This window comes from Streptomyces sp. NPDC052687 (assembly GCF_040678395.1).
Lineage (GTDB): Bacteria > Actinomycetota > Actinomycetes > Streptomycetales > Streptomycetaceae > Streptomyces.
Window position 1 is genome coordinate 22,761 of sequence record NZ_JBFATR010000036.1, and the last position, 19,697, is coordinate 42,457.

The window sequence follows — 19,697 nt, forward strand, 5'->3', positions numbered from 1 at the left end:
GATTCATGAGTGAGCGAGCTCTTCGCGGCACGCGCCTCGTGGTGACCAGCTACGAGACGGACCGCGGCATCGACCTGGCCCCGCGCCAGGCCGTGGAGTACGCATGCGAGAAGGGGCACCGGTTCGAGATGCCCTTCTCGGTCGAGGCGGAGATCCCGCCGGAGTGGGAGTGCAAGGTCTGCGGGGCCCAGGCACTCCTGGTGGACGGTGACGGTCCGGAGGAGAAGAAGGCGAAGCCGGCCCGTACGCACTGGGACATGCTGATGGAGCGCCGCACCCGTGAGGAACTCGAAGAGGTCCTCGAGGAGCGGCTCGCCGTGCTGCGTTCCGGCGCGATGAACATCGCCGTTCATCCGCGGGACAGCCGCAAGTCGGCCTAGTCCCCGCGGGGCCCGGCCCGATTTCCAGCGCACGCACATGACCGCGGGCGCCGTACGTGAACTCACGTACGGCGCCCGCGGTCGTCGCGCTGCCCTGATGGACTCGCCCGGTGCGCGGGGCGGTCAGCGGTTCAGCGGCGGGTACTGCTCGCGCGGCGGGTCCGCCGGGGTGTCGCGGATGACCTCGCCCTGGACGACCTTGCCGTCGGGGCGGTAGATGCGGGCCTGCTGAAAGACGTCACCCAGGGAGCCGGGGGCGGTCCGGCGCAGTCTGCGCTCCACCGTGCGCTCCGTGTACCGGCCGAGGGCCTTCTGGACCGGCGGGACGAGCAGGAGCAGACCGGCGACGTCCGAGATCAGACCGGGCAGCATCAGCAGCAGCCCGCCCAGCATCAGCAGTCCGCTGCCGCCTCCGCTGGAGGGCGCGGTGCCGCTCTGCAGCGCCTCGTTGAGATTCCGGAAGGCGCGCCGGCCCGCCCGCTTGATGACCACGGAGCCGAGCACCAGCCCGGCGAGCAGCAGCAGGAACACCGTGAAGCCGCCCGCAGCCTCGGCGACCACGGTGAGCAGCCAGATCTCCAGCACCAGCCACGCCGCCACGGCGAGCGGCAGCGCCGTGCGCAGCCGGGAGCGCCGGGGCCGGGTGAGGGGCGGAGGGGTCGAAGCGCCAGTCGTCATGCGTCCAGTGTGCCCGCACGGGGCTCAGCACGGGATAAGGGCCGTGACCGGCGGGGGACGCCCTACCGCCGCGGTGCCCCGCCGCCCCGCCGCAGCAGCTTGCCGACCCGCTCCTCCACGCCCCAGGAGGTGACCCGCCACAGGGCCTCCACGAGGATGTCGCGGCTCATCTTGGAGTCGCCCAGCTCGCGTTCGACGAACGTGATCGGCACCTCGACGACGTGGTAACCGGCTTTGATCGCGCGGCGGGCGAGGTCGACCTGGAAGCAGTAGCCCTGGGAGGCGACCTCCTGCAGGCCGAGGCCCCGCAGGGTCTCCGCGCGGAAGGCCCGGTAGCCGCCGGTGATGTCGCGCAGCGGCAGGTCGAGCGCGAGGCGCGAGTACAGGCTGCCGCCGCGGGAGATGAACTCGCGGGACTTGGGCCAGTTGACCACCCGGCCGCCCGGCACCCAGCGGGAGCCGAGCACCAGGTCGGCGCCCTTGAGCGCGGTCAGCAGCCGGGGCAGTTCCTCGGGCTGGTGGGAGCCGTCGGCGTCCATCTCGATCAGCACGCCGTAGTCCCGCTCCAGGCCCCAGCGGAAGCCCGCGAGATAGGCGGCGCCGAGGCCTTCCTTGCCCTTGCGGTGCAGCACGTGGACCTGCTCGTCGACGGCGGCGAGCTCGTCGGCGAGCTTGCCGGTGCCGTCGGGGCTGTTGTCGTCGGCCACCAGAACGTGCGCCTCGGGGACCGCCTCGCGCACCCGGCCGACGATCGTCTTGATGTTCTCCGCCTCGTTGTAGGTCGGAATGATCACCAAGGCCGTGCCGAGCGGGCCGAAGCGCCTCCCCTGGGCCTTGGCCGCGCGGGTCCCGTCGCCGTCGTTCACTGCTGCCCCTTCATGTCCGTACGCAGAGGTCCACCATAGTGGCCGCGGCCTGCGCGGATGCGACAAGGCGTGCGGACGGTGGTGTCGGCTCCGCGCCAGCGGGGCAGATGCGCGGATTTGACCGGCCCCACCGGCCACCGGTGCGGCGGATGGGGGCCCGGCGCCCTTCGGGCCGACCAGGGACCCGCTGGCTGCGGGTCTACCGAAAGCCGTTGTCTACTGAGCGCCCGGGCCCCACCCGGGTCACACCTTCCCGACCGGCCGGAACGCTCTCCCGCGTGCGGTGCGGACGCTGAGCCTGGCTCCCAGTGACGGTGCCCCGGTGCGGTACGCCATCCCTGACCCAGCGGCGCCGCGACGCGTGTGCGAACGTTCCCCGGTCGGGTGTCCGGTGGTGGACCCGGCCGAACCTACCGGCCCCGGGCCGCCGCCTGTCAACAGCCGTTTGACCTGCGGGTTTCCCTCGAAACCGCAGGTCGGAGCGGAGGATGCGCAGGTCGCGCGACGGTGCGCCGGGCGCGCTGCGCTCCGGCGCCGCCCCCGGAGATCACTCGCCCGGCCGTACGAAGACCGTCCGCCCGCCGACCACCGTGCGCAGGCAGACGGGCAGGTCGGCGCCGGGGGTCAGGTCGGGCAGGCCGGGCGTGCCGGAGCGCGGGTCGGTGGACCAGCGGGCGACCCGGTCGTCGGGTGCCTGCACGACGAGTTCCCTGGTGCGCCACACCGCGTAGTCCGCGGGCGCGCCCGGCACCAGGACGCCCGCGTCGTCGCGGCCGACCGCCCGCCAGCCGCCGCGGGTGTGGGCGGTGAAGGCGGCCCGTACGGAGACCCGGTGCTCGGGGGTGCGGTGGAAGGCGGCGGCGCGGACCGTGCCCCACGGGTCGAGCGGGGTGACGGGGCTGTCGGAGCCGAGGGCGAGCGGGACGCCGGCGCGCAGCAGGGCCGCGAACGGGTTGAGCGTGCGGGCGCGCTGGGCGCCGAGCCGCTGGGCGTACATGCCGTCCTCGCCGCCCCACAGGGCGTCGAACGCGGGCTGCACGGAGGCGGTGAGGCCGAGTTCGGCGAAGGCGGCGATGGTCTGCGGGGTGAGCATCTCGGCGTGCTCGATCCGGTGCCGGGCGGCCCGGACGCGGGCGAGGCCGAGCTTCTCGGCGGCCGCGCGCACGCCCTCGACGACGGCGGTGACGGCGGCGTCGCCGATGGCGTGGAAGCCCGCCTGCAGGCCCGCCTCGGTGCAGGCGACGACGTGCGCGGCGACCTCTTCGGCGTCGAGGTAGGCGGTGCCGGTGTGGGCGGCGTCGGCGTACGGCTCGTGCAGGCAGGCGGTGTGGGAGCCGAGGGCGCCGTCGGCGAAGAGGTCGCCCGCCGCGCCGAGCGCGCCCAGCTCGCGCGCCTTGTCCACGTCGCGTTCGGCCCAGTAGCCGACGACGCGCGGGCCGGGCTCCTCGGCGGCGAGGCGGAGCAGGCCGGTGAAGTCGTCCTCGGAGGAGATCTCCGGGCCGCCGCACTCGTGGACCGAGCCGATGCCCAGGGAGGCGGCGTGGGCGAGGGCGGCGCGCTGGGCCTCGGTGCGCTGCCGCGCGGTGACGGCACCGAGGGCGGCGGCGCGGACCGCGTGGTGGGCGTCGGCGGTCAGCGGGCCGTCGCCGACGGCGCCGAGGCCGGGCGTGAGGTCGAGCAGGGCGGTGGTGACGACCGCCGAGTGGACGTCGATCCGGCTCAGGTAGAGGGGGCGCCCGCCGGTGGCCTCGTCCAGCTCCGCGCGCGTGGGCGGGCGGCCGCCGGGCCAGCGGGCGGCGTCCCAGCCGTGGCCGAGCAGCACCCGGTCGTGCGGGCGGGCGGCGGCGAAGTCCCGTACGAGGGCGAGAGCATGGTCGAGGTCGGGCGCGGCGGACAGGTCGAGCCCGGTGAGGGCGAGGCCGGTCGCGGTGGTGTGGACGTGGGCGTCGGTGAACGCGGGCGTGACGAGGGCGCCGTCGAGGTCGATCACCTCGTCGACGCCGTCCGCGAAGGCGTCGGCCGCGCCCTCGGAGCCGACCCAGGCGACCTGGCCGTGCTCGACGACCATGGCGGTGGCGAACGGGTCGGCGGGGCTGTGGACCTCTCCGCGGCGGAGGAGGACGGTCTTCGTCGGGGCGGTGCGCTCACTCATGGGAACAGTCTCGCGCCCCGCGTGCGCCGCCCCGCACCCAGGTGCTCAGATACGCGGGGGCCGGGCCTCGTACGGCGTCGACAGGACCACGGTGGTACGGGTCGAGACCCCGGCGAGGCTGCGCAGCCGGGCCAGCAGCTCCTCCAGTTCGTGCGGGGTGGCCACCCGCACCTTGAGGATGTAGTTCTCGTCGCCGGCGACGCTGTGGCAGGCCTCGATCTCGGGGACGCCCGCGAGGCGGTCGGCGATGTCGTCGGGTGCGCTGGGGTCGAACGGCTTGACCGAGATGAAGGCGGTCAGGGGCAGCCCGACGGCCTCCGGGTCGACCACGGCGGCGTACCCGCGGATGACGCCACGCTGTTCCAGCCGGCGCACCCGCTGATGCACGGCCGAGGTGGACAGGCCCGTGGCCTTGCCCAGGTCGGTGTAGCTCATCCGCCCGTCCTTGACGAGCAGCTGCACGATCTGTCGGTCCAGCTCCTCCATGGCGCAAGAACCTACAGTGCGGCTGATCTCCACGGATAGCCGAGCGGCGCAGGTCATACCCGGTTCGTGATGTGGTGGCCTGGACGTTGGGCCATCCGGGCGGTACGGGCGCCGGGTGGGGCACCTGCGCATGGCATGTGACGAACACCACAAGATCCGGGGCGTCTCCGTGATGTTCTCGTGATTACCCCCCGAGCCCGCTGGGCAGTGCTTGGTGTGGTCGAGGCCGCAGTGCCCGAACGGCCCAGCCCGAGGGGGAGAATCCCAATGCAGAGTCTTAAGCGCCCTGGTCGTACCGTGCCCAAGCGGCAGCAGCCGGTCGTCGAGCCCGAGCCGGAGGGTGTCGAACCCGACGTCCTCGACGACGCCGAGGAGTTCGACGCGTACGACACCTTCGAGATGTTCCGGGTGATCTGCCCGGACTGCGCGCAGCCCATCGCCCTGCTGGCGGACGAGGAGGTCCTGCCGGAGCACGCGCTGTGCGCCTCGCCGTGGAACCCGTTCGGCCTCACGGTCTGCCCCGGCACCGGCCGCCGGGCCTCCGACGCCCGGCCGGCGGACGAGTCGTTCGAGCCGCAGGAGCAGGACACCGCCCTGCTGCTGACCCTGCCTCAGGGCCTCGACTGGCGGACGCAGCCCTTCTCGCACGTCGGCGGCCCGGGCTCCCGCCCGATGCGCGTCCCGTCGCTGCGCCGCCGCGCCGCCTGACCACACCGCCGGCCGGCACCGGCGCGCCGCCCTGAAGCACCGGCGCGCCCCCGGCAGCACCGGCGCGCGGACGGCGACATCCCCGCGCGGACGGCAGCATCCCCGCGTGGACCGGCCCCGCCGTCACATCCGGGCAGCACCGCCGCGCGGACCGCAGCACCGTCACTCTGACCGCAGCACCGCCGCATCCCCGGCAGCACCGCCGCTCGGTCCCCAGCACCGCCACCCGGTCCGCAGGCTCGCCGAACGGACCGGGCGCGCCGCCGCACGGTCCGGCGGCGTCGCCGCGCCGCTCGTTCGCGGTGCGGCCGTCCGGCCGTCCGGCCGCACCGGCACTCCCGTCTCACCGCTCCGCACCGCGGCACCGGCCCCCGGCTGCCGCGGTGCGGCTCGGCCGGTGCGGTTCGGCGCGCCCGGATGCGCCGTACGAGTGACATCCGCTCCGGAGTGCGACCCGCGCGCCCGCGCGCCGGTGAAGCCTCCGGGCGCCGGGCGCCATCCGGAACGTACGCCCGATTCCGCGCACCGGTGACCTGTCCGGCCGGTGGCGCGTTGCCCCGGTATGGCCCCCACCTCTTCCACGACCGGGCGTCAGCGCACCCTGTTCGTCCCGAGCGTCGCAGAATCGGTTCCGCTTCCGCCGACGGCGGCTCCGCCGCACCTGCAGGACCCGCCGATCTACCGGGACCTGCTGCACGCCTGGGCGACGCGGGGCCGCACCCTGCCGGGGCGCCACGACCCGGAGTGGGTCCGGCTGGCGGCGCCCCTGGTCAGGCCGGGACAGTTCAGCGGGTCTCCGGACCGATGAGGTGCCGGGCGACGACCATCCGCTGGATCTGGTTGGTGCCCTCGACGATCTGCAGCATCTTGGCCTCGCGCATGTAGCGCTCGACGGGGAAGTCCGCGGTGTAGCCGTACCCGCCGAGGACCTGGACGGCGTCCGTGGTGACCCGCATCGCCGTGTCGGTGCAGTGCAGCTTGGCCATGGCCGCCTGCTTGGCGAACGGCCGGCCCGCGTCGCGCAGCCGCGCCGCCGCCAGGTAGAGGGCGCGGCCCGCCTCGATCTGGGTCGCCATGTCGGCGAGCATGAAGCGCAGGCCCTGGAAGTCGGCGATGGGCCGGCCGAACTGGCGGCGCCCGCGCGCGTAGTCCACCGCCGCGTCCAGCGCCGCCTGGGCGAGGCCGATCGCGCAGGCGGCGATGCCGAGCCGCCCGGAGTCGAGGGCGGACAGGGCGATCGCGAAGCCCTGCCCCTCCTCGCCGATGCGCCGGTCGTCGCCGACGCGCACGCCGTCGAAGTGGACCTGGGCGGTGGGCGAGCCCTTCATGCCCATCTTCTTCTCGGGCGCCGCCGCGCTGACCCCCTCGGCGTCGCCGGGCACCAGGAAGGCGGTGATCCCGCGCGGGCCCTCCTCGCCGGTGCGGGCCATGACGGTGTAGAAGTCGGCGATGCCGCCGTGGGTGATCCAGGCCTTGGTTCCCGTGATCACCCAGTCGTCGCCGTCCCGGACGGCCTTGGTGCGCAGGGAGGCCGCGTCGGAGCCGGAGGCGGGCTCGGAGAGGCAGTACGCCCCGAGCAGGCCGCCGCCGAGCATCGCGGGCAGGTGCTCGACCCGCTGCTCCTTGGTGCCGTAGGTGGCGAGCGCGTGGGAGGCGAGGGTGTGCACGCTGACGCCGAGGCCGACGGTGAGGCGGACCGCGGCCAGCTCCTCCAGGACCTGGAGGTAGACCTCGTACGGCTGCTCACCGCCGCCGTACTCGGCGCCGTAGGGCAGTCCGAGCAGGCCGGATTCGGACAGGAGGGCGAAGACCTCGCGCGGGAAGCGGCCGGCGTCCTCCTCCTCGGCCGCCTTCGGTGCGATCTCGCGCTGCGCTATGTCGCGGACGAGCGAGATCAGGTCCCGGGCCTCGTCCGTGGGCAGTTGCCGGTCCACCGGCTGCGGGGCGTGGTCGGGCATGGCGACGCTCTCCTCCCGTGTCGGGCACATCGGCGGACGGGCGCCGTCGGGTGGGGCGGCTCCGCCGGTCGTACTGAGGGCCGGCCGCGGGGACGGGCTTCCGGGTCTCGGAAGTCGCTGACCAGCGGCTGTGCGCAGTGAGTATGCCCGATCGGCGCCTCCGCGTCACCGGTTAACGACCGCTCACTTCAAGAATTCCCGCGCGGCCCTCCCGGCAGTCCGCCCGGGCGGAAATTGGTCCGCACCATTGACCCAACTGGTCTAGTCCTCCTACGGTGTCGCATCACCGAGCGCGTTTTTCGCGTTCATGCCAACCGGCGTGCGTTCCCCTCTCCCCCACGAGGAGACACCCGATGCGAACTTCCCACCGTCCCCGCGCCCTGCCCCGGGCTCTCCGCTTCGTTCGAGCAGGCGGCACCCGGGCGCTCGTCGCCGCCGCCTGTACCACCGTCCTCGGCGCCGGACTCCTCGCGGGCGCGGGTGCCACCACCGCCACCGCCGCCCCCGAGGCGCAGGCCGCGGCCGGCTCCAAGGTCGTCGGCTACTTCACCGAATGGGGCACCTACGACCGCAAGTACCTGGTCAAGAACATCGACACCTCCGGCTCCGCGGCCAAGCTCACCCACATCAACTACGCCTTCGGCAACGTCTCCGGCGGCAAGTGCGTGATGGGCGACGCCTACGCGGCCACCGACCGCACCTACACCGCCGCCGAGTCCGTCGACGGCGTGGCCGACACCTGGGACCAGCCGCTGCGCGGCAACTTCAACCAGCTGCGCGAGCTGAAGAGGAAGCACCCCCACATCAAGGTGCTGTGGTCGTTCGGCGGCTGGACCTGGTCCGGCGGGTTCGGCGAGGCGGCGAAGAACCCGGCCGCGTTCGCCCAGTCCTGCTACGACCTGGTCGAGAACCCCAAGTGGGCGGACGTCTTCGACGGCATCGACATCGACTGGGAGTACCCGAACGCCTGCGGCGCCACCTGCGACACCAGCGGCCGGGCGGCGTACAAGAACCTCATGGCAGCGGTCCGCGCCAAGTTCGGGTCCGGCAACCTGGTCACCGCGGCGATCCCCGCGGACGCCACCACCGGCGGCAAGATCGACGCGGCGGACTACGCGGGCGCCGCGCAGTACGTGGACTGGTACAACCCGATGACGTACGACTACTTCGGCGCCTGGGACGCCACCGGCCCGACCGCCCCGCACTCGCCGCTGACCTCGTACTCCGGCATCCCGAAGGCGGCCAACCACACCTCGGCGACGATCGCGAAGCTCAAGGGCCTCGGCATCCCGGCCCAGAAGCTGCTGCTGGGCATCGGCTTCTACGGCCGCGGCTGGACCGGCGTCACCCAGTCCGCGCCCGGCGGCACCGCGACCGGCCCGGCGGCCGGTACGTACGAGCAGGGCATCGACGACTACAAGGTGCTGAGGACCAAGTGCCCGCCGACCGGCACCGTGGGCGGCACCGCGTACGCCAAGTGCGGCAGCGACTGGTGGAGTTACGACACCCCGGCCACCATCGCGACCAAGATGACGTACAAGAACCAACAGGGCCTCGGCGGCACCTTCTTCTGGGAGCTGAGCGGGGACACGGCGAACGGCGAGCTGATCAAGGCCATCAACTAGCCGGCCGCACGAGCGGGCACGAGGGGCGGCGGCCGGTCACCGGCCGTCGCCCTCAGCCGTCGCGGCGGGCGGGCCGCGGCGCCGGGTAGGCGGGGTCCAGTTCCTCGATGGCCCGCATGGCGCCGCCGAGCGTCTTGACCAGCAGCTCCCGCATGAGGTCGCGGGACAGGCCGGGCCGGTCGATCCAGTCGAGGGTGGCGCCCTCGACGCCGCACACCCAGCCGAGCAGCCCCATCCGTGCCAGCGGAGTGATCTCCCGGCGGCCGTACGCCCCTTCGGCGATGGTCGCGACGATCGCCTCGCGCACCCCGTCCCGGATGGCCTGCACCTCGGTGTCGAACCCGACGCCCCCGCTGACGACGGTGCGGTACGCCGCCTGGTTGTGCTCGGCGTAGCGCAGATAGCCGTCGACGGTGCGCTCCACCCGCTCCCGCGCGGGCAGTTCGATGCCGCTCGCCGCGAAGGTGACCAGGTCCGCTACGGAGTCCTGGACGATGGCCAGGTAGTAGCCGCGCTTGGACTGGAAGTAGTAGTAGATCAGTCCCTTGGCGACGTGGGCCTGGCGCGCGATGTCGTCCATCGACAGCGCGTCGTAGGAGGTGTCGGCGAACAGCTTCCGCCCGATGGCGATGAGTTCGGCGCGGCGCGCGGCGGAGCGCTCGGTTCCGCGCGCCCGGGGACGGACGGCGTCGCGCTGTTCACTGATCTTCACTTTCGACCCTGGTTCCAACGGGCGGCGGGACATCCGCAGTATGGCAGGTCGGGCCCGAGCGGTATGTGTCAGGTCACAGGGCGACTGTGCCGCGGGTCACAGCAGCCCGAGCTGCGTGATCAGCATGGCGACGACGGCCACCAGGACCCAGCCCATGACATGCTCGACGATCTCCGGGCCGTCGTCCTGGGGGCCGCCGGTGCGGACGCGGGTGGCGGTGAGCGAAGTGGCGGTCATGTATGTCTCGCTGATCTCGTGCGTACCGGGGACAGCGGTGGGCGTTCCCCACCGGTCTGTCCACCTTGCCACCGCGCGCGGCCTTTGCGGCCGAGACGTTGCTCACAGCCCCGGCCGCTCCCCCGGCGCCCCCGGTGCTCCCGGCTCGCGCCCGGGCGCTCCGGGGGCGCTCCCCGCGGGGCGCTCCCGCAGGTCTCAGCGCACGCCGACCGCCGCGAGCGCCGCCCGCTGGCGCGGGGTCGGACGGGCCGGGAAGTAGAGGTAGCAGACGCCGCCGGTGCCGGAGACGACCTTGCCGGAGGCGTTGTACCGCTTGGTCCGCAGCCAGATGTTCTCGAACTCCCGCCGCTTGTAGACCCGCCGCACCGCCTCGTTGCTCGGCGAGGCCGGGTCGTTGGCGATCACGTCGCCGTCGGCGGTGAAGCCGATCACCGTCATCAGGTGCCCGGCGGTGCCGTAGCCCGCGCCGGTCAGCTCCTCCTTCAGGAAGGACTGGGAGGTGATGGCCGGGATGCCCGCCGCGATCAGCGTCTCCAGCTCGGTGAGCGACGCCAGCCGGGTCACCACGCCCTGGAGACCCTTGAAGGTGGCCGCGTAGGCCGCGTTGAACGGCCAGTTGCCGCAGCCCGCGTACTGGTAGTCGTAGGTGTACCGGGCCGCGTGGCACACCTGCGGGTCGGCGTAGTCAGGGTCGACCCAGGACAGCTGCTCGGGGGTCAGCCGGCCGCCCCAGTACTCGATGATCATCTGCGAGGAGGTGGGGCTGCACCAGGCCTCGCCGCCGTTGTCGTACTCGGGGTACTGGCCGACGTGGATCTCCTGCGAGTAGCGCGGGACGGCCAGCTCCTGGGCGAGGCCCGGCGTGGAGGCGGGGACGGTGAACCGGTCGGGGATGTCGGAGCCCATGGCCCCCACCCGCCACACGGTCGGCGTGAGCCGGGTGCCGGGCCGCCGGTACAGGGTCAGGCGCAGCCGGTACGACACCAGGCGCAGCCCGGACGCCGGGGTGTCGATGGCGAAGGTGTCCGTCCAGACGCTGCTCTTGCCGTCGCCCTGGTCGTCGACCGAGGTGCGCCGGATGTCCTGGTCGCCGGCGGCCCAGCGGCCCATGACGTACCAGGGGGTGTCGGTGCCGTCGGAGTAGGTGCCCTTGAGCTCGATCTGGATCCAGGTGCCGTCCGGGGTGTGCGCGTTCCAGGACGGGACGGCCTCGGTGGCGGGCACGGAGAGGCGGTGGACGGGCGAGGTCCAGGTCGCGTACTCCCAGCGGGAGGTCTTCCCGGTGTGCGGGTCCTGGTAGTCGAGGGCGCCGAGGGGCGTGGCCAGTGCCAGGCCGGGACGGGCGCCGGCGACGGCGCGGGTGCCCTTGGCGGTGCCGGAGCGCCAGTCGGTGTACGTGGTCCAGGCGCGGTGGTCGATGGGGCGGGCCGGGGCCGCGGTGCGGGCCCCGCCGGCGGTCGTGGTGCTGTCGGCCAGGGCGGTGCCCGCGCCGCCGGTGACCGCGGCGACGACGGCCGCGGCCAGGACGGTTCGGCGGGACGGCTGTTCGGCTCTGCTCATGGGCGCGTGACTCCCAGGGGTGCGAGACGGGCAGGTCCTTGCACGGCTGTGGGGGGTTGTGTCCGCCAACTATGGACGCGCGTGGACCGCCCTGCCAGCACTTCGGGGCATGCCACGCCCACAAATATTGGTCGACACCTCTGACGGACCCGGTCGGCCCCATGGCCGGGCCTGCGGACGGCTTCGGTCGACTCCGGTCGGCTCCGGTCGGCCTGCGGACGGCTCGGGTCGGCCTGCGGACGGCTCGGGTGGGTCTGCGGATGGCCCGCGGACGGCTCCGGCCGGTGCCGCCGGCGGCCCGGCCCCGGCGGCGCGGGATGATGGGCACGTGTCCCACCCCCTGAACGACCTCGCCCGCGCCCTGCGCCGTCTGCCGCCCTCCTGCGGCCCGGTCCGTCTCGTCGGCGTCGACGGGCACGCGGGCTCGGGGAAGTCCACCTTCGCCGGGCGGCTGGCCGCCGCGCTCGGCGGGGCCCCGGTGCTGCACCTGGACGACATCGCGAGCCACGAGGAGCTGTTCGACTGGACGGAGCGGCTGCTGGACCAGGTGATCGAGCCGCTGCGCCGCGGGGCCACCGCCCGCTACGCCCCCTACGACTGGCGCGCCCGCCGCTTCGGCCCGCCGCGCCCGCTGCCGCCCGCCCCGGTGACGCTGATCGAGGGCGTGGGCGCCGGACGCCGCGCGCTGCGCCCGTTCCTGGCGCGCCTGCTGTGGATGGAGCTGCCCCGCGAGGAGTCGTGGGCGCGGGGCCGCTCGCGGGACGGGGTGGAGCAGCGGGAGTTCTGGGACGGCTGGGTTCAGGCGGAACGGCGGCATTTCGCCGACGACCCCTCACGGCCGTACGCCGACCTCCTGGTGCGTCAGGTGACAGCGGGGTACGAGGTGCTTCCGGGGCCGGTGAGACGGCCGGGCGGGGACCAGCACGTGACGCTCAGTGATGGTTCGTCTTCGATGTGGTGAACCTGTGAAGACCCTTGCGTGCGAACTTGGCCGAGTGCTCCAACTCGGCTTGACCCAGGGGTCGTACAGGACTTACGTTCTCAATGTGCGGCCAACGGAGCCGCCGAAAAGACGCGAAGCCCCCGGTTGTTCCCCCGTGACCGGGGGCTTCGTTCTGCCCATATCGCCTTTTCCGGCCCCGGCGCGCTCCGGTTCGCTCACCCTCGGTCACCACGTGGTGTGCGCCCCCTCTGCTCCCACCTCGCCGAACGTGCCCTGCGGCGCCCTACGGCAGGCCCCCGGCCCGCGGGTACGATGCCCACTGTCGCAACTCCGGTCCGCTGCACAGCGGTTCGACCGAGCGGCCGCCGGGTGACGGCCCGGCGGTGAACCAGCGGGGGCACGGTTTGTGGGGGGACGTGATGGACTTCGCCGCGCAGGGCCCCGAGGCCCCGGCCGACCTCGCCTGGCTGCGAGGCGTGGACGCCTACACCATGGGCGCCTATCCGCAGGCGGAGGAGGAGTTCCGGACCGCGGTGCGCCTCGACCCCTCGATGGCCGACGGCTGGCTGGGGCTGCACGCGCTGCGCGTCGACACCACCACCGCCCTGCTGCGGATGTTCCGCCACCGGGACCGCTTCGGCGAGCAGCGCGCCCGCCACCGGCGCACCCTCAACTCCTGGTACTGGCTGGGCTGGTGGGTGCAGCCGGTACTGGAGAGCCCTCGCGATCTGCTGCTCGCGCACGCCTCGCACTGGCTGGACGGCCGGCACGTCCCCGAGCTGGACCGGGCGCTCGCCGGACTGCCACCGGTCGACACCGATCCGCAGGTGCGTTTCCTGCACGCCTGCCGGGCCTATCTGGTGAAGGACTGGGAGCAGTTGGTCCGGCACACCGACCCGCTGCTCGATGATCCGCTGCTCGGTATCGAGGCGGGCCTGTTCGGCGGCATGGCCCGGGTCCGGCTGGAGATGTACGGGCAGGCCGAGCCCCTGCTGTCCACCGCCCTGATGCGCTGCCGCAGCGAGCAGCCCCAGCGCAAGGAGCTGCGCTACTGGCTGGCGCGGGCGCACGAGGGCACCGGCCGCTCGGCGGCCGCGCTCCCCCTGTACCGGGCGGTGCACCGCGTCGACCCCGCCTTCATGGACACCTCCGCGCGGCTCGCCGCCATCGCCGAGGGCGACGGGTACGACGAGAGCGACGGCCTCACCGCGTTCAGCCTCTCCGGCGCCGGTCCGGACGGCCTCGACGGCACCGACGGACTCGATCCCCTCTACGGCACCGAGGACCGGAACCTGAAGCTGTCCGACCCCGGGCCGCCGCCCGCCGGTCCGCTGCCGTCGGTGGGCGATCCGGCGGTGCGCGAGAAGACGGTGCTGTCCGTGCAGCCGCTGCCGACCGGGCCCACGGACCCCGACCTCCTCGAGGAGGCGCTCGCCGAGCTGGAGCGCATGGTGGGCCTGGAGCCGGTGAAACGCCAGGTCAAGGCGCTGTCGGCCCAGCTCAACATGGCGCGGTTGCGGGCCGGTCAAGGGCTGCCCGTCCAGCCGCCCAAGCGGCACTTCGTCTTCTCCGGCCCGTCCGGCACCGGCAAGACCACGGTCGCCCGCATCCTCGGCCGGGTCTTCTACGCGCTCGGCCTGCTCGGCGGCGACCATCTGGTGGAGGCCCAGCGCGCCGACCTGGTCGGCGAGTACCTGGGGCAGACGGCCGTGAAGGCCAACGAGCTGATCGACTCCGCGCTCGGCGGGGTCCTCTTCGTCGACGAGGCGTACGCGCTCTCCAACTCCGGCTACGGCAAGGGCGACGCGTACGGCGACGAGGCGCTGCAGGTGCTGCTGAAGCGGGCCGAGGACAACCGCGACCACCTGGTGGTGATCCTGGCCGGCTACCCGGAGGGCATGGACCGGCTGCTCGCCGCCAACCCCGGTCTCTCCTCACGTTTCACCACCCGGGTCGACTTCCCCTCGTACCGGCCGGCGGAGCTGACCGCGATCGGCGAGGTGCTGGCCGCGGAGAACGGCGACGTGTGGGACGAGGAGTCGCTGGAGGAGCTGCGGTCGATCGCCGGGCACGTGGTGGACCAGGGCTGGATCGACGAGCTGGGCAACGGGCGGTTCCTGCGGACGCTGTACGAGAAGAGCTGCGCGTACCGCGATCTGCGGCTGTCCACGTATCCGGGGACGCTGACCCGGGAGGACCTGGCGACCCTGCGCCTGCCGGACCTGATGCAGGCGTACGGCGAGGTGCTGTCCGGGCGGGGGCCGCAGGATCCGTCGGCGCTGTGACGCGCCCGGCGGCCGCCCCCGCGGGCCGTCAGACGATCAGCAGCCCTCCGCCCCGCCCGCGGACCGCCAGACGATCAGCAGCCCTCCGCCCCGCCTGCCGACCGCCAGGCGATCAGCGCCCTGCCGCCCCGCCCGCGCCACACCACATGGCGCGGGCGTGCGGCCGGGTGCCGAGTCTGCCGCGGTCGGTCCGGCGTCCGGGCCGCTCGTCAGGCGGTGAGCACCTCCTCGCCCGACCGCGGTACGGACCCCGACCGCGGTTCGGTCACCGTCGGCACGGGCTCGCGGTGCGCCGGGTCGCGCACCTCCCCGACCAGCAGTTCCAGGACGTCCTCCAGGGCCACCAGGCCCAGCACCCGGCCGGAGGCGTCGGCCACCTGGGCGAGGTGGGTGGCGGCGCGGCGCATCACGGTCAGGGCGTCGTCCAGGGGCAGTTCGGGGCGCAGGGTCGTCATCGGGCGCCACAGCTGCTGCGGCACCGCGCGGTCGGAGTCCTCCAGGTCGAGGACGTCCTTCACGTGCAGATAGCCCATGAAGGCACCGGTGTCCGCGGCCACCGGGAACCGGGAGTAGCCGGTGCGCGCGGTCAGCTCGACGATCCGGCCGGGGGTGACCGACGGGTCCACCGTCACCAGCGACTCCCGCGTCAGCAGGACGTCCGTCACCGGGCGCGAGCCCAGCTCCAGGGCGTCCTCCAGACGTTCGGCCTCCTCCGGGTCGAGCAGTCCGGCCTGGCCGGAGTCCTCCACCAGCCGGTTGAGCTGTTCGCTGGTGAAGACGGCCTCCACCTCGTCCTTCGGCTCGACGCGGAACAGCCGCAGCACGCCCTGCGCGCAGGCGCCGAGGGCCACGGTGATCGGCCGGCACAGCCGGGCGAAGGCGACCAGTCCGGGGCTCAGCCACAGCGCGGCCTTCTCCGGGGCGGCCATCGCCAGGTTCTTCGGGACCATCTCGCCGATGACGAGGTGGAAGAAGACGACGGTGGCCAGCGCGATGACGTAGCCCAGCGGGTGGATCATCGCGTGCGGCAGATGGATCCACGCGAAGAACGGCTCCAGCAGATGCGCGACCGTCGGTTCGGCGACCGCGCCCAGCGTCAGCGAGCAGACGGTGATCCCGAACTGGGCGGCGGCCATCATCTGCGGCAGCCGCTCCAGGCCGTAGAGCACCTGGCGGGCGCGGGCCGTGCCGAGCGGTTCGATCTGGCTGCGGCGCACGGAGACCAGCGCGAACTCGGCGCCGACGAAGAAGCCGTTGGCGAGCACGAGCAGCGCGGCGAAGAGCAGTTGGAGCACGCTCATCGGGCGGCCTCCAGGGCGGGGGCGGTGCGCACCAGGCGGACGCGCTCGGCGCGGTAGTGGCCGACCTGGCGCACGGCCAGGCGCCAGCCGGGCAGCTCCGCCCGGTCGCCGACGGCCGGGATCCGGCCGAGCAGGTCGGCGACGAGCCCGGCGACCGTCTCGTACGGCCCCTCGGGGACCTCCAGGCCGATCCGCTGCAGGGTGTCGACCCGGCAGCTGCCGTCGACGTCCCAGGCGGGCCTGCCGTCCTCGGACGGGGCGGGGGCCAGGTCGGGTGCCGCGTCGAGGACGTCGTCGTGTTCGTCGCGGACCTCGCCGACGATCTCCTCGACGATGTCCTCGAGGGTCACGACCCCGGCGGTGCCGCCGTACTCGTCGACGACCACCGCGATGGGCTGCTCGCTGCGCAGCCGGGCGAGCAGCGGCCGCACGGGCAGCGTCTCGGGGATCAGCAGGGCCGGCCGGGCGATCCGGGACACCGGGGTGCGCAGCCGCTCGTGGGCGGGTATCGCCAGGGCGTCCTTGAGATGGGCCATGCCGACGACCTCGTCGATCCGCTCCCGGTAGACGGGGAAGCGGGACAGGCCGGTGGCGCGGGTCAGGTTGACGACGTCCTCGGCGGTCGCCGACGACTGGAGGGCGCTGACCTTCACGCGCGGGGTCATCACATGCTGCGCGGTCAGCTCGCCCAGCGACAGCGTCCGGACGAAGAGGTCGGCGGTGTCCTGTTCCAGGGCGCCGGCCTCGGCCGAGTGCCGGGCCAGGGAGACCAGCTCGCCCGGCGTGCGGGCGGAGGCCAGCTCCTCGGCGGGCTCGAAGCCCAGGGCGCGCACCAGCCGGTTGGCGACGCCGTTCAGGGCGGCGATCACCGGGCGGAACAGGCGGGCGAAGGCGTGCTGCGGGCCGGCGACGAAGCGCGCGACCTGCAGGGGGCGGGACACCGCCCAGTTCTTGGGGACCAGTTCGCCGACCACCATCTGCACGGCGGAGGCCAGCAGCATGCCGATCACCACGGACACGCCGGACACCGCGCCGTCGGGGATGCCGACGGCCGTGAGCGGTCCGTCGAGCAGCTGGGCGAGGGCCGGTTCGGCGAGCATGCCGACGATCAGGGAGGTGATCGTGATGCCGAGCTGGGTGCCGGAGAGCTGGAAGGACAGCTCCTTCAGGGAGGCGACCACCCTGAGGGCCCGTCGGTCGCCTTCGGCGGCGGCCTTCTCGGCCTCCGGGCGCTCGACCGTCACCAGGCCGAACTCGGCGGCCACGAAGAAGCCGTTGGCGAGGATCAGCAGGAACGCGGCTGCCAGGAGCAGCAGGGGGATGGTCATGATGCCGCCGCCTCCGCACGGGCGCGGGCCTCGGGGAGGCGGTCCGCGCTATGTCGGCAGGGGGCGGCGCAGGTACTACAGGACGATCCGTCCATCGCCGGAGAGGGTCACTCCTCGGGTAGCAGGAACCCCTGGCGCGCCGGGGGCACGACAGGGGCGGAGGCGCAGGGAACGCGCCTCCGCCTCACAGATTAATCAAGACAGGGGGTGGTACGGCAGGGTGAGCTCCCCCGGTTGTGCCCCCGAGTCGCCCCCGGTCCGCCCCTGAGGCGGCCCGGAGCAGGCGCGGGGCGGTCCCGGGTGGCAGGCCCCCGGTCAGCCTTGCTGCCGGCCGGTGCGGGCCTCGACGAGGGCTCTCAGGGTGCGGGCGTGGGCGATGGCCTGCTCCTTGCCGATGCCCGGCTGGATGCCGATGACGGGCAGGCTGGTGCCGTCGCTCAGGTCGAGGAACGCCCACGGGTCACCGACCCGCAGGTTGACCTGGATGATCTCCGCCCACTCCAGCCGGCGGACGCTGCCGAAGTTGACGACCGTCACACCGGACTCCTCGGCGACGACCTTGGGCCGCGCCAGCCGCAGCAGCACCCAGGCCAGCAGGGCGGCGGTGAAGACGAAGCTCAGCTTCTCGGCCGGGCTGAGACGCTCCAGCAGCAGCGCGACCAGCGACACCGTGACGAAGATCGCGGCGGCGGCGGTGAGCAGGACGGCCCGGGTCCGGGTGGGCCGGAAGGTGACGGGAAGCTCGGGCAGGGGTGCGGGTTCCGACATCGTGCGCGCCTTCGTCAGAGCCGGCAGGCGTGGATGGCCGTGGTCAGGATGGCCCGCGCCCCGATGGCGTACAGGTCGTCCATGATCCGCTGGGCGTCCTTGGCGGGCACCATCGCGCGGACCGCGACCCAGCCCTCGTTGTGCAGCGGGGAGATGGTCGGCGACTCCAGGCCCGGGGTGAGGGCGACGGCCTTCTCCAGCTGCTCGACCCGGCAGTCGTAGTCCATCATCACGTACGTCCGGGCGACCAGGACGCCCTGGAGGCGGCGCAGGAACTGCTGCACCTTCTCCTCCTCGGCGTCGGCGCCGGTGCGCCGGATGACGACGGCCTCGGACTGCATGATCGGCTCGCCGATGACCTCCAGGCCGGCGTTGCGCAGCGAGGTGCCGGTCTCCACGACGTCCGCGATGACCTCGGCGACGCCGAGTTCGATGGCGGTCTCGACGGCGCCGTCGAGGTGGACGACGGAGGCGTCGATGCCGTTGTCGGCGAGGTGCTTGGCGACGATGCCCTCGTAGGAGGTGGCGACCGTCATCCCGCTCAGGTCCTCGACGCCGTTCGCCGTGCCCGGCTTGGTGGCGTAGCGGAAGGTGGAGCGGGCGAAGCCCAGCGGCAGGATCTCCTCGGCGTTGGCACCGGAGTCGATCAGCAGGTCGCGGCCGGTGATGCCGATGTCGAGCTTGCCGGAGGAGACGTAGATCGCGATGTCGCGGGGGCGGAGGTAGAAGAACTCGACCTCGTTGCCCGGGTCGACGATCCGCAGTTCCTTGGACTCGCGTCGCTGCTGGTAGCCGGCCTCATGCAGCATCTCCGCCGCAGGGCCGGAGAGTGAACCCTTGTTGGGAACGGCGATGCGCAGCATGAGGTCGGCTTCCTTTGCGTGGTGTGTTACGGGAACGGGTGCGGGGTGCTTACAGGTGGGCGTAGACGTCGTCGAGGGAGATGCCGCGGGCGACCATCATCACCTGGACGTGGTACAGCAGCTGCGAGATCTCCTCGGCGGCCGCCTCCTTGCCCTCGTACTCGGCGGCCATCCAGACCTCCGCGGCCTCTTCGACGACCTTCTTGCCGATGGCATGGACGCCCTTCTCCACCAGTTCCGCGGTGCGGGAGGTGGCGGGATCGCCGTGGGCGGCCTTGTGCTGGAGCTCGGTGAAGAGCTCCTCGAACGTCTTCTTGGACATGGTGGTCCTTACCCTACGCGGTTCCCGGCACCGCTCAGCGCCACGGTTCGGATACTGAACGCAGGGTGGCCGCGGTGGCGACCGCCGCGGTGACCGCCTCGTGCCCCTTGTCCTCGCTGGAGCCGTCCAGGCCGGCCCGGTCCAGGGCCTGCTCCTCGGTGTCGCAGGTGAGCACGCCGAAGCCGACGGGGACGCCGGTGTCGACGGAGACCTGGGTGAGGCCCTGGGTGACGCCCTGGCAGACGTAGTCGAAGTGCGGGGTGCCGCCGCGGATGACGACACCCAGGGCGACGATCGCGTCGTAGCCGCGTCCGGCGAGCACCTTGGCGACCACGGGCAGCTCCCAGCTGCCGGGGACCCTGAGCAGGGTCGGCTCGTCGATGCCCAGGTCGTGCAGGGCGCGCAGGGCTCCGTCCACCAGGCCGTCCATCACCTTCTCGTGCCACTGCGCCGCGATCACGGCGACCCGCAGGTCACCCACATTGCGTACGGACAGCTCCGGTGCGCCCTTGCCGCTCACGTTCT

Annotated in this window: 20 protein-coding genes; 6 read left to right on the forward strand and 14 right to left on the reverse strand. The window is 73.2% G+C overall.

Going from position 1 to position 19,697, the window contains the following annotated elements; genetic code table 11:
• The first annotated feature begins 5 nt into the window (after nt 1–5).
• Entirely contained in the window at nt 6–380 is a 375-nt protein-coding gene (locus AB0K92_RS24605) for an RNA polymerase-binding protein RbpA (RefSeq protein WP_003977404.1), read from the forward strand.
• A 123-nt stretch (nt 381–503) separates the two neighbouring features.
• Here the strand turns inward: AB0K92_RS24605 and fxsA are convergent, their stop codons facing one another.
• The 4 genes from fxsA to AB0K92_RS24625 all read right to left on the reverse strand — a co-directional run bounded on the left by fxsA (nt 504) and on the right by AB0K92_RS24625 (nt 4,562).
• On the reverse strand, nt 504–1,058 hold the full coding sequence (gene fxsA / locus AB0K92_RS24610; protein ID WP_365926154.1) for an FxsA family membrane protein: 555 nt from the start codon (nt 1,056–1,058) through the stop codon (nt 504–506).
• Between the two features lie 62 nt (nt 1,059–1,120).
• Nucleotides 1,121–1,924, reverse strand: a complete 804-nt coding sequence (locus AB0K92_RS24615; protein ID WP_365926156.1) for a polyprenol monophosphomannose synthase — start codon at nt 1,922–1,924, stop codon at nt 1,121–1,123.
• A 547-nt stretch (nt 1,925–2,471) separates the two neighbouring features.
• Nucleotides 2,472–4,076, reverse strand: coding sequence for an amidohydrolase (locus AB0K92_RS24620; RefSeq protein ID WP_365926158.1), 1,605 nt, complete (start codon nt 4,074–4,076; stop codon nt 2,472–2,474).
• Between the two features lie 45 nt (nt 4,077–4,121).
• A complete protein-coding gene (locus AB0K92_RS24625; protein WP_018548954.1) occupies nt 4,122–4,562 on the reverse strand; it encodes an Lrp/AsnC family transcriptional regulator in 441 nt (146 codons plus the stop codon).
• A 267-nt stretch (nt 4,563–4,829) separates the two neighbouring features.
• Between AB0K92_RS24625 and AB0K92_RS24630 the strand changes: the two genes are divergently transcribed.
• Both AB0K92_RS24630 and AB0K92_RS24635 read left to right on the forward strand, forming a co-directional pair.
• Complete coding sequence (locus AB0K92_RS24630) at nt 4,830–5,270, forward strand: hypothetical protein (protein ID WP_365926159.1); 441 nt, start codon at nt 4,830–4,832, stop codon at nt 5,268–5,270.
• A 562-nt stretch (nt 5,271–5,832) separates the two neighbouring features.
• Nucleotides 5,833–6,078, forward strand: coding sequence for a hypothetical protein (locus tag AB0K92_RS24635; protein ID WP_365926161.1), 246 nt, complete (start codon nt 5,833–5,835; stop codon nt 6,076–6,078).
• Here AB0K92_RS24635 and AB0K92_RS24640 read toward each other — a convergent pair.
• On the reverse strand, nt 6,056–7,228 hold the full coding sequence (locus tag AB0K92_RS24640) for an acyl-CoA dehydrogenase family protein (RefSeq protein ID WP_365926163.1): 1,173 nt from the start codon (nt 7,226–7,228) through the stop codon (nt 6,056–6,058). The genes AB0K92_RS24635 and AB0K92_RS24640 overlap by 23 nt on opposite strands.
• A gap of 353 nt (nt 7,229–7,581) precedes the next feature.
• On the opposite strand from AB0K92_RS24640, the gene AB0K92_RS24645 reads away from it, so the two are divergent.
• Nucleotides 7,582–8,853, forward strand: coding sequence for a glycoside hydrolase family 18 protein (locus AB0K92_RS24645; protein ID WP_365926165.1), 1,272 nt, complete (start codon nt 7,582–7,584; stop codon nt 8,851–8,853).
• Between the two features lie 52 nt (nt 8,854–8,905).
• Here the strand turns inward: AB0K92_RS24645 and AB0K92_RS24650 are convergent, their stop codons facing one another.
• From AB0K92_RS24650 to AB0K92_RS24660, 3 genes are all read right to left on the reverse strand, one after another.
• Nucleotides 8,906–9,565, reverse strand: a complete 660-nt coding sequence (locus tag AB0K92_RS24650) for a TetR/AcrR family transcriptional regulator (RefSeq protein WP_365926167.1) — start codon at nt 9,563–9,565, stop codon at nt 8,906–8,908.
• Nucleotides 9,566–9,661: 96 nt separating this feature from the next.
• Entirely contained in the window at nt 9,662–9,802 is a 141-nt protein-coding gene (locus AB0K92_RS24655; RefSeq protein ID WP_365926169.1) for an SCO1431 family membrane protein, read from the reverse strand.
• A 195-nt stretch (nt 9,803–9,997) separates the two neighbouring features.
• Entirely contained in the window at nt 9,998–11,362 is a 1,365-nt protein-coding gene (locus tag AB0K92_RS24660; RefSeq protein ID WP_365926171.1) for a peptidase C39 family protein, read from the reverse strand.
• A 328-nt stretch (nt 11,363–11,690) separates the two neighbouring features.
• On the opposite strand from AB0K92_RS24660, the gene AB0K92_RS24665 reads away from it, so the two are divergent.
• Nucleotides 11,691–12,323, forward strand: a complete 633-nt coding sequence (locus tag AB0K92_RS24665; RefSeq protein WP_365926173.1) for a hypothetical protein — start codon at nt 11,691–11,693, stop codon at nt 12,321–12,323.
• Nucleotides 12,324–12,724: 401 nt separating this feature from the next.
• Entirely contained in the window at nt 12,725–14,590 is a 1,866-nt protein-coding gene (locus AB0K92_RS24670; protein WP_365926175.1) for an AAA family ATPase, read from the forward strand.
• Nucleotides 14,591–14,799: 209 nt separating this feature from the next.
• On the opposite strand, the gene AB0K92_RS24675 is transcribed toward AB0K92_RS24670, so the two are convergent.
• From AB0K92_RS24675 to ribH, 6 genes are all read right to left on the reverse strand, one after another.
• Complete coding sequence (locus AB0K92_RS24675; RefSeq protein ID WP_365926177.1) at nt 14,800–15,891, reverse strand: hemolysin family protein; 1,092 nt, start codon at nt 15,889–15,891, stop codon at nt 14,800–14,802.
• Nucleotides 15,888–17,219 (reverse strand): hemolysin family protein, encoded by a 1,332-nt coding sequence (locus AB0K92_RS24680; protein ID WP_365926179.1) that lies wholly within the window; start codon nt 17,217–17,219, stop codon nt 15,888–15,890. The genes AB0K92_RS24675 and AB0K92_RS24680 overlap by 4 nt, the downstream gene beginning before the upstream one ends.
• Nucleotides 17,220–17,534: 315 nt before the next feature.
• Nucleotides 17,535–17,987, reverse strand: coding sequence for a PH domain-containing protein (locus AB0K92_RS24685; RefSeq protein ID WP_365926181.1), 453 nt, complete (start codon nt 17,985–17,987; stop codon nt 17,535–17,537).
• 14 nt (nt 17,988–18,001) lie between these two features.
• Complete coding sequence (gene hisG / locus AB0K92_RS24690; protein ID WP_365926183.1) at nt 18,002–18,850, reverse strand: ATP phosphoribosyltransferase; 849 nt, start codon at nt 18,848–18,850, stop codon at nt 18,002–18,004.
• Between the two features lie 49 nt (nt 18,851–18,899).
• Nucleotides 18,900–19,172 carry a phosphoribosyl-ATP diphosphatase gene (locus AB0K92_RS24695; protein ID WP_048458133.1) on the reverse strand — a complete coding sequence of 91 codons (273 nt, stop codon included), beginning with the start codon at nt 19,170–19,172 and terminating at the stop codon, nt 18,900–18,902.
• A 34-nt stretch (nt 19,173–19,206) separates the two neighbouring features.
• The gene (gene ribH, locus AB0K92_RS24700; RefSeq protein ID WP_365926185.1) at nt 19,207–19,692 is read right to left on the reverse strand and encodes a 6,7-dimethyl-8-ribityllumazine synthase; all 486 of its coding nucleotides are present in this window, start codon (nt 19,690–19,692) and stop codon (nt 19,207–19,209) included.
• Nucleotides 19,693–19,697: the final 5 nt, after the last annotated feature.

Coding starts and splice junctions, on each gene's coding strand:
- AB0K92_RS24640 (WP_365926163.1), bottom strand. CDS start 7,228: ATGCCCGACCACGCCCCGCAGCCGGTGGACCGGCAACTGCCCACGGAC.
- AB0K92_RS24630 (WP_365926159.1), top strand. CDS start 4,830: ATGCAGAGTCTTAAGCGCCCTGGTCGTACCGTGCCCAAGCGGCAGCAG.
- hisG (WP_365926183.1), bottom strand. CDS start 18,850: ATGCTGCGCATCGCCGTTCCCAACAAGGGTTCACTCTCCGGCCCTGCG.
- AB0K92_RS24695 (WP_048458133.1), bottom strand. CDS start 19,172: ATGTCCAAGAAGACGTTCGAGGAGCTCTTCACCGAGCTCCAGCACAAG.
- AB0K92_RS24605 (WP_003977404.1), top strand. CDS start 6: ATGAGTGAGCGAGCTCTTCGCGGCACGCGCCTCGTGGTGACCAGCTAC.
- AB0K92_RS24635 (WP_365926161.1), top strand. CDS start 5,833: ATGGCCCCCACCTCTTCCACGACCGGGCGTCAGCGCACCCTGTTCGTC.
- AB0K92_RS24675 (WP_365926177.1), bottom strand. CDS start 15,891: ATGAGCGTGCTCCAACTGCTCTTCGCCGCGCTGCTCGTGCTCGCCAAC.
- AB0K92_RS24655 (WP_365926169.1), bottom strand. CDS start 9,802: ATGACCGCCACTTCGCTCACCGCCACCCGCGTCCGCACCGGCGGCCCC.
- AB0K92_RS24685 (WP_365926181.1), bottom strand. CDS start 17,987: ATGTCGGAACCCGCACCCCTGCCCGAGCTTCCCGTCACCTTCCGGCCC.
- AB0K92_RS24670 (WP_365926175.1), top strand. CDS start 12,725: ATGGACTTCGCCGCGCAGGGCCCCGAGGCCCCGGCCGACCTCGCCTGG.
- AB0K92_RS24660 (WP_365926171.1), bottom strand. CDS start 11,362: ATGAGCAGAGCCGAACAGCCGTCCCGCCGAACCGTCCTGGCCGCGGCC.
- fxsA (WP_365926154.1), bottom strand. CDS start 1,058: ATGACGACTGGCGCTTCGACCCCTCCGCCCCTCACCCGGCCCCGGCGC.
- AB0K92_RS24625 (WP_018548954.1), bottom strand. CDS start 4,562: ATGGAGGAGCTGGACCGACAGATCGTGCAGCTGCTCGTCAAGGACGGG.
- AB0K92_RS24680 (WP_365926179.1), bottom strand. CDS start 17,219: ATGACCATCCCCCTGCTGCTCCTGGCAGCCGCGTTCCTGCTGATCCTC.
- AB0K92_RS24645 (WP_365926165.1), top strand. CDS start 7,582: ATGCGAACTTCCCACCGTCCCCGCGCCCTGCCCCGGGCTCTCCGCTTC.
- AB0K92_RS24620 (WP_365926158.1), bottom strand. CDS start 4,076: ATGAGTGAGCGCACCGCCCCGACGAAGACCGTCCTCCTCCGCCGCGGA.